The following is a 15,903-nucleotide window of genomic DNA, read 5'->3' on the forward strand; positions in this document are numbered from 1 at the left end:
GGAGCGGGGTGCGGGTGGCCGGGGCCGCGGCGCGCGGCCCTCGGGTCATTCGCCGGGGCGGGTGCTGCGCGTGTTACGGATGGTGCTCGCGGCCTGGTCGTAGAACTGCGCGTACCGCTCGTAGCGCTCGACCCGGCGGCGGTTGGTGCGCCGGAACCTCCGGGCGACCAGGCGGGCGAGGTCCGCTGCGCCGACCATGCCCGCCTCGGGGCCGAGCTGGGCCTTGGCGATCCGGGCCTCCGGGCGGTAGCCGCGGCCGGTGAGGTGGCGCTTGAAGGCGTCCCTCGCCGGGCCGATCAGCAGGTCGTCGGCGGCGCTGACGCCTCCGCCGATCACGAAGCAGGACGGGTCCAGGGCGGCGGCGAGATTGGCGATGCCGACGCCGAGCCACTGGCCGATGTCCTGGAGGAGCTCGACGCACATCGCGTCGCCCTCGCGGGCCAGCTCGGTGATGAGCGGTCCGGTGATCTCGGGGATGTTGCCCTTGACCCGCTCGATGATGCCGTGGGCCACCGGGGAGTCCGCCGCGGCCAGCTCCCTGGCCTCGCGCACGAGGGCGTTGCCGGAGCTGTACTGCTCCCAGCAGCCGCGGTTGCCGCACGGGCAGCGGTGCCCGCCGGGCACCACCTGCATATGGCCGAACTCACCCGCGACGCCGTACTTGCCGCGCTTGACGTGCCCGTCCTCCAGGATCGCGCCGCCGATGCCCGTGCCGAGCGTGATCATGACCAGGTGGTCCTCGCCGCGGCCGGCGCCGAAGCGCCACTCCGCCCAGGCGGCCGTGTTGGCGTCGTTGTCGACCATCACGGGGACCACCAGCCGGGAGGCCAGGGCGTCGCGGAGAGGTTCGTCACGCCAGGCGAGGTGCGGGGCGAACAGCACCTTGGAGCGGTCGGCGTCGACCCAGCCCGCCGCACCGATCCCGACGGCGTGCACATCGTGCCGGTCGGAGAGGTCCAGGACCAGTTCGACGATGGTGTCCTCGACGACCTTGGGGCTCTTGGACTTGTCGGGCGTCTCGGTGCGCAGGGTCTCCAGGATGTTGCCGTCGGCGTCGACGACCCCGGCCATGACCTTGGTCCCGCCGATGTCGATGCCGACGGTGGGGACTCTGGGCGCCGTGAGGTGCGAGCGCCGCTCCTTGGTGCCTACGGTCCGCAGGACGGTGGCGCGGGCGGAGCCGCGGTGTGTGAAGTCGCGGTACGTGCTCATCGTCCCTGCGCAGGTCGGGGGGCCGGTCGGTGATCGGGCCGGCGGCGGACGGCGCCCGCCGCACACGATTCTGCCATTCCCCCGCCCCCGGAACGGGTCTCCGGGCCTGGGGCGGGGGGTGCGGAACCGCGTTTACGGGGTGTCGTCACCGTCCGGCCGGCTGCCGGGGGCGCCGGGCGACGGGGCGCGCTCCAGCTCGTGGCTGAGCTCGTCGAGCTCGCTCCCACCGGCCATCTGACGTGTCAGTTCGTCCAGTGTGACGCCGTCCTTGGTGTGGCTCCCGGACATCGCGCCGCGCTTCAGCAGCACGAAACGGTCACCCACGAGATAGGCGTGATGCGGGTTGTGCGTGATGAGGACCACGCCGAGGCCGGCGTCCCGGGCGGCCGCGACGTACTTGAGCACGACCCCCGACTGCTTGACGCCGAGCGCGGCGGTCGGCTCGTCGAGGACGAGCACCTTGGCGCCGAAGTACACGGCGCGGGCGATGGCCACGCACTGGCGCTCGCCGCCGGAGAGCGTGCCGATGGGCTGGTCGACGTCGCGCAGGTCGATGCCCATGCGCAGCAGTTCCGCGCGGGTCGTCTCCCGCATCCGCCGCACGTCCAGGCGCTTGAAGGGGCCGGCGCCCTTCGTCGGCTCGGAGCCGAGGAAGAAGTTGCGCCAGACCGGCATCAGCGGGACGACGGCGAGGTCCTGGTAGACGGTGGCGATGCCCCGGTCCAGGGCGTCGCGCGGGTTGGCGAGCGTGGTCTCCTCGCCCTCGATCAGGAACGTTCCGGCGTCGTGCCGGTGCAGCCCCGCGATGATCTTGATGAGGGTGGACTTGCCGGCGCCGTTGTCACCGAGGACGCAGGAGATCTCCCCCGCGTGGACCTCGAGCGAGACGTTCTCCAGGGCCTTGATGTTGCCGTAGTACTTGCTGACGCCGTCGAGCTCGACGAGCGCCGGGGCGGCCGGGTCCCGGGGGGCCGGAGCCTGGGTGGCCGTCATGTGGTCGCCTCCGCACGCTTGCGTACCCAGTGGTTGAGCAGGGTGGCCAGGAGCAGCATCGCTCCCAGGAAGTACTTGAACCAGTCGGGGTTCCACTCGGCGTAGACGATGCCCTTGCTGGTCATGCCGAAGATGATCGCGCCGACCGCGGACCCGATCGCGGAGCCGTAGCCGCCGGTGATCAGACAGCCGCCGATGACGGCCGCGATGATGTAGATCAGCTCGTTGCCGACGCCCTCGCCGGACTGCACCACGTCGTAGGAGAAGAGGAGGTGCTGGCCGGAGACCCAGGCGGCGAAGGCCACGCCGAGGTAGAGCCCGATGCGCGTACGGATCACGGGGACACCGACCGCGCGCGCCGCGTCGGCCTCGCCGCCGACGGCGAAGATCCAGTTGCCGAAGCGGGTGCGGATCAGGATCCAGGTGGCGATCGCGACGAGTGCCGCCCACCACAGGATGGTCACCTTGAACTCGACGTCGCCGATCGTGAGGTAGGACGCGAAGACCTTACGGGCGGATTCGAAGCCCTCCATGTTCCCGATGGCCTTGGTCGACACCGTGCCGCTGATCAGCTTGGTGAAGCCGAGGTTCAGGCCGGTCAGCATCAGGAACGTGCCGAGGGTGATGATGAAGCTCGGCAGTTTGGTGCGGGTGAGCATGAACCCGTTGAACGCGCCGAAGCCGAGGGTGACCAGCAGCGACACGAAGACGCCGACCCAGACGTTGGCGGTCATCTGGTAGCTGAACATCGAGGAGATCAGCGCGGAGCTGGTCACCATCACCCCGGCGGAGAGGTCGAACTCGCCGCCGATCATCAGCAGCGCCACGGGCGCCGCCATGATCCCGATGGTGGAGGCCGCGTACAGCACGGTGCCGAGGCTGGATGCCTGGAGGAAGCTGTCCGCGACGAGCGCGAAGAAGAGGAAGACCGCCACGGCGCCGACGACCGAGCCGAGCTCGGGCCTGCCGAGCAGCTTGCGCAGCGGGGAGGTGCGCAGCAGGCGTTCGTCTGTGGGGGGCGCCGCCGGTTGCCCGGTCGCTGTCATCGGGTCCCCCGGTTCGTGTACTCCGCGAGCGCGTCGGCGTCGTCGCGGGTGATGACCTGGGGTCCGGTGAGGACGGGCAGGCCGCCGCCGAGCACGTTCTGGTTGTAGCGGTAGAGCCAGAGCAGGTCGACGGCCTCGTAGCCCTGGAGGTAGGGCTGCTGGTCGACGGCGAAGCCGAGGGTCTTGTTCTGGAGGCCGGTGGCGACGCTCGCGTTGAGGTCGAAGGTGTCGACCTCGGCCTTGCTGCCCGCGGTCTGCTTCGCCTTGACGGCCGCGGCGGCGAACGGGGCGCCGAGGGTGACGACCGCGTCGATGCTCTTGTCGGAGTCGAGCTTGGCCTCGATGGACGCCTGGACGTCGGGCATGTTGGTGCCGTCGACGTAGAGGTTCTGCATGGTCCCGTCGAAGTTCTTCTTCGCTCCGGCGCAGCGCTGCTCGTGGCCGACGTTGCCCTGCTCGTGCAGGACGCAGAGCACCTTCTTGCGCTTCCGCTCGTTCAGCTCGTCGCCGACGGCCTCGCCCGCGATGGACTCGTCCTGGCCGATGTGGGTGAGGGCGCCGAAGGCCTTGGACTCGGCGGAGCCGGAGTTCACCGTGATCACCGGGATGCCGGCCTTGACGGCCTTGGCGACGACGGCCTTCATCGAGTCGGGCTTGGCCAGCGAGACGATCAGGCCGTCGACCTTCTTGTCGATCGCGGTCTGGACGAGCTCGGCCTGCTGCTGCCCCTCGTCGTTGTGCGAGTAGATGAAGTTGATGTTGTCCTTGTCGGCCGCCTGCTTGGCACCCTTCTGGACGATGTCCCAGAAGGTGTCGCCATCACCCGAGTGGGTGACCATGGCGAACGTCCAGCGGGGCGTGTTCACCACGGACCGGCCTTCGGCGGCCTGCTGGGCCGCACGCTCCTCCGCCCGCTTGCCGCCGGTGCTGCTGCATCCCGCGAGGGAGGCCGCCAGTACCGCTGCCAGCACGGCGCCCATCGCGCGTACCCCTGTCCGAACCCTTGCCACGACGCCGTGCCCTTCTTGTGCTGCTCGCTGTGCTGCCTGGTGAAGCCGGGGAGGGCGGACTCGCCGCCCGGCGGGCCAAGTATCCCCGAGCCCGGACCTGAGCGGTCCGGCAGGGGCGCGGGCCGCGCCCTCCCGCCGTTCTAGCGACCTAGCATGACCGCGTCAACGCTTTTGTCCGAACATTCTTACGGGACGCCGTCGGACGGGCCTCAGGGCCGGACCAGCAGCTGGAATTCGAAGGCGTAGCGCGAGGCCCGGTAGACGTGCGAGCCGAATTCGACCGCGCGGCCGCCGTCGTCGAACGTGGTGCGTTCCATCGTCAGCAGCGGCGCCCCCGCGGGCTCCGCGAGCAGCCCGCTCTCCTCGGCGCCGGCGGCGCGGGCGCCCACGGTCTGCCGGGCGCTGTGCAGGGTGATCCCCGAGCCGCGCATCATCCGGTAGAGGCCGGTCGACTCCAGCCGCTCGGTGGAGAGGTCGAGCAGGCCCGGCGGGAGGTGGTTGCGCAGGACCGCCATGGGTTCGTCGTGGGCGTACCGCACCCGCTCGACGAGATGGACGTCACTGCCCTCCTCGACACCGAGCGCGGCGGCGACCTCGGGCGTCGCCCGTTCGACCGTGTTGCGCAGGACCCGGGTCGCCGGCTTCCGGCCGGCCGTCTCCAGGTCGTCGTAGAGGCTGCTGAGCTCCAGCGGGCGCTTGATCCGGCTGTGCACCACCTGGGTGCCGACACCGCGCCGGCGCACCATCAGCCCCTTGTCGACGAGCGACTGGATGGCCTGACGCACGGTGGGGCGGGAGAGGCCGAGCCGCGCGGCCAGCTCCAGCTCGTTGCCGAGGAGGCTGCCGGGCGCGAGCCGTCCCTGCTCGACGGCCGCCTCCAGCTGCTGGGCCAGCTGGTGGTAGAGCGGGACGGGACTGGTGCGGTCCACGCCCAGCCCCAGGGCTGCGGAGTCGGCGGCGGGTTTGGGCACGGCACGGAGCGTACCCCGTACCGCCGCGCCGCACCCTTCGATTTGTCAGGACATATAGTTGACAGTGCGCCGGGTGAGCGGCACGTTGGGTGCATGCGCATCGGACTCATCGGCACGGGCCGGATCGGCTCCTTCCACGCGGATGTCCTGGCAGGCCATCCCGCCGTCTCCTCCCTGGTGGTGGCGGACGCCGACGCCGCCCGCGCCGCCCAGGTCGCGGCGCTCACGGGAGCCACCGCCGTCGCGGGCGCCGACGAGGTCCTCGGCGCCGGGGTGGACGCGGTCGTGATCACCTCGGCCACCTCGGCCCACGCGGATCTCATCGGCCGGGCGGCGCGGGCCGGTCTGCCCGCCTTCTGCGAGAAGCCGATCGCGCTGGACCTGGCGAGGACCCTGGAGGCACTGCACGAGGTCGAGCGGGCGGGCAGTGTGCTGCAGCTCGGTTTCATGCGCCGGTTCGACGCCGGTTACGCCGCGGCGCGCACCGCCGTGCGCGCGGGCTCCCTGGGCCGGCTGCACACCGTACGGGCGACGACGTCCGACCCCGCTCCCCCGCCGGCCGCGTATCTGCCGCTCTCCGGGGGCCTGTTCAGGGACTGCCTGGTGCACGACTTCGACATCCTGCGCTGGGTGACGGGCCGTGAGGTGACCGAGGTGTACGCCACCGGCTCCGACGCCGGCCCCGCGATGTTCCGGGCGGCCGGTGATGTGGACACGGCGGCGGCCCTGCTGACCCTGGACGACGGCACGCTCGCCACGGCGACCGCCACCCGGTGCAACGGCGCCGGTTACGACGTACGCATGGAACTGGCGGGCGAGCTGGACCAGATCGCGGTCGGCCTCGACGACCGTACGCCGCTCACCTCCGCCGAGCCCCAGGGCCCGCCCGCGCCCGCCAAGCCGTGGCAGGGCTTCCTGGAGCGTTTCGCCCCGGCGTACGAGGCGGAGCTGGACACCTTCCTCGCCGTCGTACGCGGGGAGGCGGCCAACCCGTGCGACGGCCGGGAGGCACTGCACGCCCTGCGCATCGCCGAGGCGTGCGAGCTGTCGCGCGGGCGGCGCCGTCCCGTGCGGATGACGGAGATCGCCGAGGCCTGAGCCCGCTACCAGGCCACCGGCAGGCTCAGCGGCCCCCGGATGAGCATGCCCGTACGCCAGGACAGCCGGGCCGGGTCCGTGTCGAGCCGCAGGTCCGGGCAGCGTTCGAGGAGCGAGCGGATGGCCACGCGGGCCTCGATGCGGGCCAGCGGGGCGCCCAGGCAGTAGTGGATGCCGTGGCCGAAGGCGACGTGCCCGCGCGCGTCCCGGGTGAGGTCGAAGCGGTCGCCGCCCGGGTAGCGGGCGGGATCGCGGTCGCAGTCGGCCATCGCGACCAGGACGAGCTCACCGCCTCCGGGGATCACCGTGCCCGCGACGTCGAGCGGCTCGGTCGTGAAGCGGTACGTCGGGGTCTCGACCGGCCCCTCGTAACGGAGGGTCTCCTCCACCGCGTTGTCGATGAGGCCGAAGTCGGCCCTAAGCGCGGCCAGTTGTCCGGGGTGGGTCAGCAGACTCAGGACGCCGTTGGAGATCAGGTTGACCGTGGTCTCGTGCCCCGCGACGAGCAGCAGCCAGGCCATGCCCATGAGTTCGTCGGCGGAGAGCTGGTCACCGTCGTCCGACGTGCGGATCAGCGCGCTCATCAGGTCGTCCCCCGGGGCCGCGCGCTTCTCGGCGATCAGCTCGCCGAGATACGCGGTCATCGCGGCCTTGGCCCGGGCCCGCGCCTCGGCGTCGAGGGACGAGACAGCCGCGTCGGACCACGCGCGGAAGGCCGGCCGGTCCAGGGACGGCACGCCCAGCAGCTCGCAGATGACGGCCATCGGCAGGGGGACCGACAGCGCCTCGACCAGGTCGGCGCTCCGCGCCGGCCCGCCGGTCATGGTGTCGAGGAGCGCGTCCGTCATCTCCTGGACGCGTGGGGCGAGCCGCGCCATCCGGCCGGGGGTGAACTCGCGGGCCACCAGCTTGCGCAGCCGGGTGTGGACGGGGGCGTCGCTGCCCAGCATGGACGTGCCCACGGACACCTTGCGCACGCCCAGCGAGGGCGAGGCGTTGCCCCAGTCCTTGGAGAGCCGCTGATCGGCGAGGAGGGCTCTCCCCGCCTCGTACCCGACGACGAGCCAGGCCTCCGAGCCCTCCGGGATACGGACCCGGTGCACCGGGCCACGGGCCCGCAGGCGCGCGTAGACGGGATAGGGGTCGCGGATGAAGTCGTCGCCGAGTGCGCCGAGGTCGAACAGGGCTTCCGTGGTCACCGTGGGTCCCTTCAGGCCGGGCGGGCGGAGAGGACGGTCCCCTGGGCCACCGCGCACAGCGTCTCCGCGCCCTCGTCGTCCACCGTGTGGAGATCGCAGCGCACGACGGCCTGCCTGCGGCCGGTGTGCACCACCTCGGCGCGGGCGCTCAGGACGCGGCCGCTCGCCGGGCGGACGTACTGGATGGAGAAACCACCGGTCAGGACGGCCGCTCCGAGCGTCGTCCCGGCGGCGAAGGTCAGCGCGTTGTCGGCCGCGTAGGACAGCACCCCGCCGTGCAGGAAGCCGTTCTGCTGGGTGAGTTCCTCGCGTACGTCGACCTCGAGGACGGCGCGGCCCTTCCCGAAATCCGTGATCCGTGCGCCCACCAGCCGGCTGAACGGCTGGGCGTCGAGGACCTGCTGGGCCGTGGTGAGGGAGAGTTCGGTCATGGAGGACATCCCACCACCTCACCAGCGCACCGGAAGGTGACGGACGCCCCGGAGCAGCAGCCCGGGCAGCCAGTCGGGCTCCCCGCCGTCCGGGTCCCGCACGAGTCCGGGGCAGCGCTCCAGCAGCGCGCGGATCGCGATGCGGCCCTCCATCCGGGCCAGCGGGGCGCCCAGGCAGAAGTGGATGCCGTGCCCGAAGGCCAGGTGCCCCTGCGCCTCGCGCCGGATGTCGAAGGTGTCCGGGTCCGGGTAGCGGTCGGGGTCCCGGTCGCCCGATCCGAGGGCGACCAGCACCGCCTCCCCCCGTGGTACGACGACCTGGCCGATCGTGACGGGCTCCCGGGTGAAGCGGAACGTCGCCGTCCCGACGGGCCCGTCGTAGCGGAGCATCTCCTCGACCGCGCCGTCGATCAGCTCCGGGCGGGCGCGGAGCAGGGCCAGCTGGTCCGGGTGGTCGAGCAGGGCGCGTACCCCGTTGGCGATCAGGTTCACGGTCGTCTCGTGCCCGGCCACCAGGAGCAGGAAGGCCATGCCGATCAGCTCGTCGGGCGACAGCCGGTCACCGTCGTCGTCGTGCGCCTGGATCAGGGCGCTCATCAGGTCGTCGCCCGGTGCGCGCCGCTTGTCCTCGATCAGTGTGTCGAGGTAGGTGCCCATCGCGTGGACCGCCTCGTTCTCCTTCTCCGGCGAGACGGGCGTGACGATGGCGTTGGACAGCAGCCGGAAGGCGTCCCGGTCGATGTCGGGTACGCCGAGGAGCTCGCAGATCACGGTCATCGGCAGCGGGAAGGCGAACGCGTCGACGAGATCGGCGTTCCCGGCGGGCACCATCGCGTCCAGGAGGTCCCCGGTGATCTGCTCCACGCGCGGGCGCAGCGCCTCGATCCGCCGGGCGGTGAACTCGCGGGCGACGAGCTTGCGCAGCCGGGTGTGGTGCGGGGCGTCCATCTCCAGCATGTTGGCGTTGATCGGGTTGCTCGACGCGGAGAAGCGCTCCGTCGTGCGCCAGTCCTTGCTGAACCGCTGGTCGGCGAGGGCCGCGCGGGCCTCCTCGTAGCCGACGACCATCCATATCCGCTCGAAGTCGTCGGTGCAGACCTGGTGCACCGGTCCCTCGGCGCGCATCTTCGCGTAGTACGGATAAGGATTCGCGCTGAAGTCCGCCGCCCCGCGCAGATCGACCACTGACATCGTCCCGCCCCCTCTTCCGGTCTGACCGGTTCAGCGTAGGCGGCCGTCCCGCGCCCCGTCCTCGTCCTCATGGAGGAGACCCGCGTCGTGCACCAACAGGGCGATCTGGACACGGTTGTTGAGCCCGAGCCTGGAGAGGATCCGGGACACGTGCGTCTTCACGGTGGCCACGCTCAGATGGAGGGACGCGGCGATCTCGGCGTTGGAGCTCCCCCGGCCGACGGCCGAGGCCACGGCCTGCTCGCGCTCGGCCAGTTCGGCGAAGCGCTGCCGGGCGCGTGTCCTGCGGTCCTGGCGGTCGTCCCCCGGCCCGCCCGCCGCGCGGGCCATGAGCCTGCGGGTGACGGCGGGTGAGAGGACGGGTTCACCGGCCGCGACGCGCAGGACCGCCTCGACGATCTGTGCGGGCGGGGTGTCCTTGAGGACGAAGCCGGCCGCCCCGGCGCGGATGGCGCGCAGCACCTGCTCGTCGGCGTGGAACGTGGTGAGGACGATGACCTCGGGGGCGCCGGGCCGGCGCCGGAGCTCCTCGGTCGCGGCCAGCCCGTCCATGCCCGGCATGCGGATGTCCATGAGCACGACGTCGGGGTGCGTACGGTCGACGAGGGCGACGGCCTCGGTGCCGTCGGCGCCCTCCCCCACGAGCGTGATGCGGTCGGCGCCGCCGAGCATCAGGGCGAGTCCCGCCCGTACGAGCGGGTCGTCGTCGACGACGGCCAGCCGGACCGGCGGGGGTGACTCCGGGGACGTGGGAGTGCTCATGCGGGCCACGGTAGCCGGGCCTCGACCGTGAATCCGCCGTCGGGCCGCGGTCCGTGGTCCAGGCTGCCGCCGGCCAGCCCGGCGCGTTCGGTGAGCCCGATGAGCCCCTGGCCGGATCCGGGGACCGGCTCGAAGGGCTCGGCGGGGGCGGGGTTGCCGACCTCGATGGTCAGCCCCTCGCCCGGCCCGCCGGCCACGGTGACCTCGACGGGTGCTCCGGGCGCGTGCTTACGGGCGTTGGTCAGCGCCTCCTGGGCGATGCGGTAGACCGTGCGTCCGGTGGCCGCGGGGGCCCCGGCCGGGTCGGCGACGCTGTTGGACAGGGTGACCTGCATGCCGGCCGAGCGGGACTCGTCGATCAGGGCGTCCAGGGTGACGAGGGTGGGCTGGGGCCTGTTGCCCTCGTCGCTGTCACCGGGGCCGCGCAGTACGCCGATGATCTCGCGGAGGTCCTGGAGCGCCTCGTGGGCGCTGTCCCGGATGACGCCGGCGGCTCTCGCGACCTCGGACGGGGGTGCGTCGGGCCGGAATTCGAGGGCGCCCGCGTGGACGCTGAGCAGGGTCAGCCGGTGGGCGAGGACGTCGTGCATCTCGCGGGCGATGGCCTCCCGTGCCAGCCGCTGGGCCTGTTCGGCGCGGAGCGCGGCCTCGGCCTCCGCCCGGCGCGCGCGTTCGCGCAGGGTGACGACCAGCTGCCGCCGGGACCGTACGACCATGCCCCAGCTGAGCACCAGCAGGACCACCAGCACCCCGATGATCGTGGACGCCATGAAGGAGGTGGCCGGGTCCGGGCGCAGCAGCGGCTGTGCGGGGGCGGCGGCCAGGGCGACCGCGCCGACGACGGCCACCGGCTTGAAGGGGCGGTGCACCGCCAGGCTGAACAGGCCGATCAGCATCGCTCCGGACGCCACCGGCTCGACCACGCTCAGCACGGTGAGGACGGCGGCGACCGTCACGGGCCAGCGGCGCCGGACCCAGAGGGCGCAGCAGGCGGCCGCCCCGAGCAGCGAGTCGGCGATCACGACGCCCTCGGGGGTGGTGGGGTCGGCCTGGATGGCGGCGAGGACGGCCATCCCGATCCCGGCGGCGCAGAGGAAGAGGGTGAGGTCGACGATCCAGTCCCGCACGGTCCGGCGCGGTCTGCCCGGTCGGCCGGGCTGCTCGTGCGAGGCCAGCGCCGAGGGCAGGAGCCAGGGGTATTCCGTACGGGTCATGTCGACAAACGTACGCAGCCGGGAGGGGCCGGCGGGCTCCACGGGGCGGGAGCGATACCGAAGTCGCACGATCCGATACTTCCGTCGGTGCCCCGCAGACCGGTGGCCGACGCGGGCCAGGGGCCGCCCCCTCCAGGCTGAGGGCCATGAAGAAATTCGTGGAGACGGCCGGGTTCATCGTGTTCGTGCAGGGCGCCGCAGGGCTGCTGTACGAGTGGACGGGCTGGTTCCGGCTGTGGACGGTGGTGGCGAGGCTCCGCTTCCTCGACGACTACGGACTGTTCGTCAACATCGTGCTGGTCGTGACGGGAGCGGCCCTGATGGTCGCGGCGGACTCCATCAGGACGTGACGTCGGCGCGGCGCCTTCCCCACGCGGTGCCCGTCAGCACGAGCACCGCGCCCACCGCTCCCGGGACGCCGAGGCGCTCGCCGCCGATCGCGATGCCGACGGCGGCGGCCCAGAGCGGCTCCGTGCCGAGCAGCAGACTGACCCGGGACGGCGAGGTGCGCCGTACGGACCACATCTGTACGAAGAACGCGAACAGCGTGCAGAACACGGACAGGAAGAGCAGCCCCGCCCACTCGGCGGGGCCGAAGTCCGCCGCCACCGTCCAGGGCGCCGCGCCGGTGCCGGGTACGGCGGCCAGTACGGCGAAGACGGCGACCGCGCTGCCGAGCTGCACGGTGGTCAGGGAGAGCGAGTCGGCGTCCTGGACCGCCTTGATCCGGGCCATCGCCAGGACGTGGACGGTACGGGCGAGGGCCGCGAGCAGCATCAGGAGGTCGCCCGCGGAGGGGCTGGTGAAGCCGCCGCCCTGGGTCAGCAGCACCACACCGGTGACCGACAGGCCCGCCGCCGCCAGGAAGGCGGCCGGCGGCCTGACCCGGGTCACGGCGGCCTCGGCCAGCGGGGTGAAGACCATGGTGAGGCTGATGATGAGCCCCGCGTTGGTCGCCGAGGTGTGCACGACGCCGTACGTCTCCAGCAGGAAGATCCCGCCGAGGACGAGTCCCAGCAGGCCCGCGCCCCGCCACTGCGCGGCGCTCAGGGCCCGCAGCCCGCGCCATCCGGCGACGGCCAGCGCGGGCAGCACGATCACGAAGCGGAGCACCAGGACGGCGATCACGGTGTGGCTGGTGGTGATGCCCTTGGCCGCGAGGTAGCTGGCGCCCCAGACGGCGGCGACGAGCAGGAGCGGCAGGTCGGTGACCCAGGCGCGGCGGGGCGGGGCGAGGGCGGGCAGGACGGCAGCGGACACCGGGTCCTCCTGGTTCTCCACAGCGGGAACGTGTGGAGACCTCACCGGCTCGCACGGGGAGCGATCACGGTACCGAACGGCCGGCCCCTCGGGAACCTCTGTCCGCGGAGTCGGCTCGGCCACCTGTTCGCAGGGGTCGTCGAGGGTCGAAGCGGTCCTGCGACCGTGCCGTCTCCTCCTAGAATGTCGGTCTTGGGACGCTCGGACACACGGAGTTGGGCACATGGGTGGAGCGCGGCTGGACGGACGGGTCGAGCGGGGGAACCAGACCAGGCAGCTGGTGCTGGGGCGCGCGGTCCATGTCGCCTCGACCGAGGGGCTGGAGGGCCTGTCGCTCGGCCGGCTCGCCATGGAGCTGAAGCTGAGCAAGAGCGGGGTGTTCGCGCTCTTCGGCTCCAAGGAGGAGCTGCAGCTCGCCACCGTGCGCGCGGCCGTGACCGTCTTCGTCGAGCATGTGCTCACCCCGACCAGGGCGGCACCGCCCGGGCTGGGACGCGTATGGCGGATGTGCGAGAGCTGGCTCTCCTACTCGCAGCGCCGGGTGTTCAGCGGCGGTTGCTTCTTCTACGCGACGATCGCCGAGTTCGACTCCCGGGAGGGCAAGGTCCACGACGCGCTGGCCTCGACGCAGACGGGCTGGGTCACCTTCGTGGAGGAGACCATCGAGGAGGCCAGGGTCCGGGGTGAACTCGCCGCGGACACGGACGTCTCGCAGCTGGCCTTCGAGCTCATCGCCTTCATGGAGCTGGCCAACGCGGAGTCCGTCCTGCACAACAACAACCCCGGCTACACCAAGGCGGCGCGGGCCATCCTGGGCCGGCTGCGCTCCGCCGCCACCGACGGCTCCGTGCTGCCGGCGGTGCCGGGGCGGCCGTAGCGGCTTCCGGGCCGGTTTCTCACGCTCCCGGCAGGTCGAAGTCCCCGAACCGCGCCCGTCCGGCCGGCCGGTAGGTGTGGATCGCGATGCCGCTCCCGGTGGTGCGGGCCGCGATCAGCTCGAACGCGGTCGGCCGGCCGCCCTCCTCGAAGAGCCGCCTGCCACTGCCCAGGTAGACCGGGTGGATGTACAGGTTGATCTCGTCGATCAGGTCGTGCGCCAGGAGGGACCTGGCCAGGGTGCCGCTGCCGTGGATCTGTAGCTCGCCCTCCGCCGTCCGCTCCTTGAGCCGGGCGACCTCGGCGGGCACATCGCCGGAGATCACCGTGGTGTTCTCCCACTCCGGGTCGGTCAGGGTGGTGGAGACGACGTGCTTGGGCAGGGTGTTGAGGCGTGCGGCGACCGGGTCCTGCGGGTCGGTGACCCGGGGCCAGTAGGCGGCGAAGATGTCATACGTACGCCGTCCGAGGAGGTAGGCGCCCGACCGGTCGAAGACCTCGGTGACGAAGTTCCCCATGTCCTCGTCCGCGAACGGCACCTGCCAGCCGCCGCACTCGAACCCGCCGCTGGTGTCCTCGGCCGTGCCTCCCGGTGCCTGCATCACCCCGTCGAGGGTCACGAATGTGTTGAGCGTCAGCCTCGCCATGATCCCGCTCCTTCTGCTCGCCGCCGCCCGGCCGTGCCCGGGGCGGCCTGTCCGCTTCCACTGGTTCCGACCCCACTGTCGGCCGGAATTCATCGGTGCGCCCGGCGGGACCCGGCGCTCTCCTCGCATGCGACGTCACAGATCGGGCACACCGCCCCCATCTCGTACGGATCTTCGATACAGAGAGTGCATGCGCACCACACACACCACTCGCACCGGCTTCCGCGCGCTCGTCGCGCTGGCCGCACTGGCCGCCCTGACCGCCTGCACCCAGGAATCGGACGGGACGCCCGGAGCCGCGCCGTCCACGCCGCGCGCCACCGCTTCCCCCTCCGCCCCGGTGGACACGGCACCGCTGGAGGCGTCCGTACGCGCGTATGTGAAGGCCTACTACGCCCCCGACACGGACGCCGCCTACGCGCTCCTCTCCACACGCTGCCGGGAGGAGTGGTCGTGGGACGATCTCGAGGCGCTCATGGACCGCGCCGCGCAGACGGCCGAGCAGATCGGCAGGACGTACACCCTGCGGCGGCTGTCCCTGGACCGTGTCCAGGGTGACGGCGCGCAGGTGACCTACGGCGTCGGCGAGCCGAAGTACGACGAGAGCACCTCCTGGGTCCGGGAGGACGGCGAGTGGCACAACGACCTCTGCTGAGAGCGCCCCGGCCGACGGCCCGGCCTACGCTGGCGGGGACGGGTACGCGAACGAAATGGGAGACCATGAGCAGCCAGACACCGCCCCCGGTCCGCAACCTCCACGACGGCAGCACGATCCCCGCGGTGGGCCTCGGCACCTGGCCGCTCGACGACGACGCGGCCGAGGAGGCCGTCGCCGGTGCGCTGCGGCTGGGCTACCGGCTCGTGGACACCGCGCTGAACTACGGGAACGAGACCGGCACCGGCCGTGGGATCGCCCGCTCCGGCCTGCCCCGGCAGGACGTCTTCGTGACCACCAAGGTGCCCGGCCGCCACCACGGCTACGAGGAGACGCTGGCCTCCTTCGAGGAGTCGCGCCGCGATCTGGGACTGGAGTACGTCGACCTCTACCTCATCCACTGGCCGCTGCCACGGGTGGACAAGTACGTCGACACCTGGAAGGCCATGATCAAGCTCCGGGAGGACGGCCTCGTACGCTCCATCGGCGTCTCCAACTTCACCGCGGAGCACCTGGACCGGCTGGAGCGGGAGACGGGTGTGCTGCCCGTGGTGAACCAGATCGAGATGCATCCGCTGCTCCCGCAGGAGGAGCTGCGGGCGGTCCACTCCGAGAAGGGCATCGTCACGGAGAGCTGGAGCCCGCTGGCGAGGGGCCGCCAGGTGCTCGAAGCGCCGGAGGTGGTCGCAGCGGCCGAGGCGCACGGGGTGACGCCGGGCCAGGTCGTCCTGCGGTGGCACACCCAGCTGGGCGCGGTGCCGATCCCGAAGTCCGCCGATCCGGGACGGCAGCGCGAGAATCTGGACCTGTTCGGATTCACGCTGACCCAGCAGGAGCTGGACAGGATCGGGGCCCGGCCGCCGCATCGCTTCGGCGGGGACCCCGACACGCACGAGGAGTTCTGACGGCGGCGCCCGGCGGGCGCCTGGGGGTCACCGGTTGCGCGGGGTGACCTCCGCCATCCGGGACCAGTCGTCCCCGGGCACCTCGACGTTGATGATCTCCGGGATCTCGGTGACGAGCTCGGACATGGTGTCGATCGCCGCCTTGAAGTGCTCGGAGTTCACATGCGCCTCACCCGCCTCCGGCGAGGCGAACGCCTCCAGCAGGACGAACTCGTCCGGGTTCTCGACGCTGTAGGACCAGTCGAAGAAGAGGTTCCCCGGCTCCTGACGGGTGGCGAGGGTGAAGTCCTCCACGGCCGGGAGCCAGTTGTCCCGCTCGGCGGTGCGCACGGTGAACTTGACGACGATGAAGATCATGGCGACTCCTGGTCGGGACGGCGACGTCCCGACCAGAGTCCCATATCCTCACAGACCGAACATGAACCGGCACACC

The 15,903-nt window shown here is 71.9% G+C and carries 18 protein-coding genes; 5 read left to right on the top strand and 13 right to left on the bottom strand.

All coding sequences use genetic code 11. The annotated features are described in order from the left end of the window. Nucleotides 1-45: 45 nt before the first annotated feature. From ACZ607_RS06765 to ACZ607_RS06785, 5 genes are all read right to left on the bottom strand, one after another. Nucleotides 46-1,212 carry an ROK family glucokinase gene (locus ACZ607_RS06765; protein WP_469732462.1) on the bottom strand — a complete coding sequence of 389 codons (1,167 nt, stop codon included), beginning with the start codon at nt 1,210-1,212 and terminating at the stop codon, nt 46-48. Nucleotides 1,213-1,344: 132 nt separating this feature from the next. Next, complete coding sequence (locus ACZ607_RS06770) at nt 1,345-2,205, bottom strand: ATP-binding cassette domain-containing protein (protein ID WP_469732463.1); 861 nt, start codon at nt 2,203-2,205, stop codon at nt 1,345-1,347. Beyond that, on the bottom strand, nt 2,202-3,251 hold the full coding sequence (locus ACZ607_RS06775) for an ABC transporter permease (RefSeq protein WP_469732465.1): 1,050 nt from the start codon (nt 3,249-3,251) through the stop codon (nt 2,202-2,204). The genes ACZ607_RS06770 and ACZ607_RS06775 overlap by 4 nt, the downstream gene beginning before the upstream one ends. Then, the gene (locus tag ACZ607_RS06780) at nt 3,248-4,261 is read right to left on the bottom strand and encodes a substrate-binding domain-containing protein (RefSeq protein WP_469732467.1); all 1,014 of its coding nucleotides are present in this window, start codon (nt 4,259-4,261) and stop codon (nt 3,248-3,250) included. The genes ACZ607_RS06775 and ACZ607_RS06780 overlap by 4 nt, the downstream gene beginning before the upstream one ends. A 209-nt stretch (nt 4,262-4,470) precedes the next feature. Next, nucleotides 4,471-5,232, bottom strand: coding sequence for a GntR family transcriptional regulator (locus ACZ607_RS06785; RefSeq protein ID WP_469732469.1), 762 nt, complete (start codon nt 5,230-5,232; stop codon nt 4,471-4,473). 93 nt (nt 5,233-5,325) lie between these two features. Between ACZ607_RS06785 and ACZ607_RS06790 the strand changes: the two genes are divergently transcribed. Beyond that, nucleotides 5,326-6,330, top strand: coding sequence for a Gfo/Idh/MocA family protein (locus tag ACZ607_RS06790; RefSeq protein WP_469732471.1), 1,005 nt, complete (start codon nt 5,326-5,328; stop codon nt 6,328-6,330). Nucleotides 6,331-6,335: 5 nt separating this feature from the next. Here ACZ607_RS06790 and ACZ607_RS06795 read toward each other — a convergent pair whose 3' ends face one another. Genes ACZ607_RS06795 through ACZ607_RS06815 form a run of 5 tightly spaced genes read right to left on the bottom strand, consistent with a single transcriptional unit; the run spans nt 6,336 to nt 11,127 of the window. Continuing rightward, on the bottom strand, nt 6,336-7,529 hold the full coding sequence (locus tag ACZ607_RS06795) for a cytochrome P450 family protein (RefSeq protein ID WP_469732473.1): 1,194 nt from the start codon (nt 7,527-7,529) through the stop codon (nt 6,336-6,338). Between the two features lie 11 nt (nt 7,530-7,540). Further along, nucleotides 7,541-7,960, bottom strand: coding sequence for a PaaI family thioesterase (locus tag ACZ607_RS06800; RefSeq protein ID WP_469732475.1), 420 nt, complete (start codon nt 7,958-7,960; stop codon nt 7,541-7,543). 18 nt (nt 7,961-7,978) lie between these two features. Next, nucleotides 7,979-9,151: a cytochrome P450 family protein gene (locus ACZ607_RS06805; protein ID WP_469732477.1), complete on the bottom strand. Its 1,173-nt coding sequence runs from the start codon at nt 9,149-9,151 to the stop codon at nt 7,979-7,981. 30 nt (nt 9,152-9,181) lie between these two features. Further along, entirely contained in the window at nt 9,182-9,913 is a 732-nt protein-coding gene (locus tag ACZ607_RS06810) for a response regulator (RefSeq protein ID WP_469732479.1), read from the bottom strand. Further along, entirely contained in the window at nt 9,910-11,127 is a 1,218-nt protein-coding gene (locus ACZ607_RS06815; RefSeq protein ID WP_469732481.1) for a sensor histidine kinase, read from the bottom strand. The genes ACZ607_RS06810 and ACZ607_RS06815 overlap by 4 nt, the downstream gene beginning before the upstream one ends. 146 nt (nt 11,128-11,273) lie before the next feature. Here ACZ607_RS06815 and ACZ607_RS06820 point away from each other — a divergent pair, with 146 nt between their 5' ends. Then, nucleotides 11,274-11,477: a hypothetical protein gene (locus ACZ607_RS06820; protein WP_469732483.1), complete on the top strand. Its 204-nt coding sequence runs from the start codon at nt 11,274-11,276 to the stop codon at nt 11,475-11,477. Here ACZ607_RS06820 and ACZ607_RS06825 read toward each other — a convergent pair. Then, entirely contained in the window at nt 11,467-12,387 is a 921-nt protein-coding gene (locus tag ACZ607_RS06825; protein WP_469733412.1) for a DMT family transporter, read from the bottom strand. The two genes, ACZ607_RS06820 and ACZ607_RS06825, sit on opposite strands and share 11 nt — an antisense overlap. 223 nt (nt 12,388-12,610) lie before the next feature. Between ACZ607_RS06825 and ACZ607_RS06830 the strand changes: the two genes are divergently transcribed. After that, on the top strand, nt 12,611-13,264 hold the full coding sequence (locus ACZ607_RS06830; protein WP_469732486.1) for a TetR/AcrR family transcriptional regulator: 654 nt from the start codon (nt 12,611-12,613) through the stop codon (nt 13,262-13,264). Nucleotides 13,265-13,283: 19 nt separating this feature from the next. Here the strand turns inward: ACZ607_RS06830 and ACZ607_RS06835 are convergent, their stop codons facing one another. Beyond that, nucleotides 13,284-13,910: a dihydrofolate reductase family protein gene (locus ACZ607_RS06835; RefSeq protein WP_469732488.1), complete on the bottom strand. Its 627-nt coding sequence runs from the start codon at nt 13,908-13,910 to the stop codon at nt 13,284-13,286. Between the two features lie 190 nt (nt 13,911-14,100). On the opposite strand from ACZ607_RS06835, the gene ACZ607_RS06840 reads away from it, so the two are divergent. Together ACZ607_RS06840 and ACZ607_RS06845 are read left to right on the top strand one after the other, a co-directional pair. Then, nucleotides 14,101-14,565 (top strand): hypothetical protein, encoded by a 465-nt coding sequence (locus tag ACZ607_RS06840; RefSeq protein ID WP_469732490.1) that lies wholly within the window; start codon nt 14,101-14,103, stop codon nt 14,563-14,565. Between the two features lie 65 nt (nt 14,566-14,630). Next, nucleotides 14,631-15,470, top strand: a complete 840-nt coding sequence (locus tag ACZ607_RS06845; protein ID WP_469732492.1) for an aldo/keto reductase — start codon at nt 14,631-14,633, stop codon at nt 15,468-15,470. Between the two features lie 27 nt (nt 15,471-15,497). Here the strand turns inward: ACZ607_RS06845 and ACZ607_RS06850 are convergent, their stop codons facing one another. Further along, nucleotides 15,498-15,827: a putative quinol monooxygenase gene (locus ACZ607_RS06850; RefSeq protein WP_469732494.1), complete on the bottom strand. Its 330-nt coding sequence runs from the start codon at nt 15,825-15,827 to the stop codon at nt 15,498-15,500. Nucleotides 15,828-15,903: the final 76 nt, after the last annotated feature.

The organism is Streptomyces sp. NPDC104381 (genome assembly GCF_055583745.1).